2 protein-coding genes are annotated in these 1,027 nt (G+C 67.5%); both read left to right on the top strand.

All coding sequences use genetic code 11. The features are described from left to right. A partial coding sequence (locus tag ACO1BU_RS37550; protein WP_424140931.1) for a recombinase RecT occupies positions 1-846 on the top strand: 846 nt, incomplete at its 5' end. Next, positions 843-1,027: dimerization domain-containing protein (locus tag ACO1BU_RS37555; protein WP_424140932.1), on the top strand; the 185-nt coding region annotated here is incomplete at its 3' end. The genes ACO1BU_RS37550 and ACO1BU_RS37555, both read left to right, overlap by 4 nt.

Below are 1,027 nucleotides of genomic sequence, written 5' to 3' on the forward strand. Positions count from 1 at the left end.
GCCCCGCAGGAAGTGCTGAAGAAGCAGCTCCAGCAGATGGGCCCTGCACTCCAGGGCGCGCTCCCCAGCAACGTCCCGTTGGAGAAGTTCCGCAATGTCGTGCTGACGGCGGCAAACCAGAATGCGGACTTGCTGGCGGCCGATCGGCGCAGCCTCCTGGGCGCCTGCATCAAGTGCGCCTCCGACGGCTTAATCCCGGACGGGCGCGAGGCTGCGCTCGTGATCTTCAACACCAAGATCAAGCGTGACGGCAAGGAGGAATGGGTCAAGGCCGTGCAGTACATGCCGATGATGGTCGGCGTGCTGAAGCGGGCCCGTAATTCCGGCCAGATCGCCGGCATCTCGGTCCAGGTCGTGCACAAGAACGACGAGTTCGTGCAGCGGCCCGACGACTTCGACAAGCCTCTGACCCACCGGCCGCCGCCGCTGGGCGAGGACCGCGGAGAGCCGATCGGCGCCTATGCCATGGCCAAGCTGACGGACGGCACGATCATGGCCGAGGTGATGTCCAAGGCCGAGATCGAAGCCGTGCGCAAGGTCAGCCGCTCCAAGGACTTCGGGCCCTGGAAGGACTGGTGGGACCAAATGGCCCGGAAGACGGTCCTGCGTCGGCTGTCCAAGTATCTGCCGATGGATGCGGTGCCGCAGAACCTGATGGAGCGCGACGACATGCTGGGTGCGCCGCGCGGCGACGCTGACGCTGCCGATGGGCTGGTGATTGAGGGTCAGACTGATACGCAGAGCGACCGTTTGGACGCGATCGAGGGCGGTCTCGGCGGAGACGATGACTTCCCCGGCGACCGGCCCCTTGAGGGCGAGGTTATCCCGCCGGGAGGTGCCAAATGACCCGCAAACCGCACGGCACCCTAAAAGCCGCCGTGAGGGATGCCCTGGCCGACGGCCCCCTCACCTCGGCGGAACTGGCAGACCGGGTCGGCACCTCGCGGGAGAGCGCGCGTGCCACCGCCCGGCGCCTGGGCATCTCCCTCGCCCGGAAGCAGCACGGCCCGGTGCGCTGGACGGAGCC

It is taken from the genome of Roseomonas chloroacetimidivorans, assembly GCF_049629625.1.
Lineage (GTDB): Bacteria > Pseudomonadota > Alphaproteobacteria > Acetobacterales > Acetobacteraceae > Roseomonas > Roseomonas chloroacetimidivorans.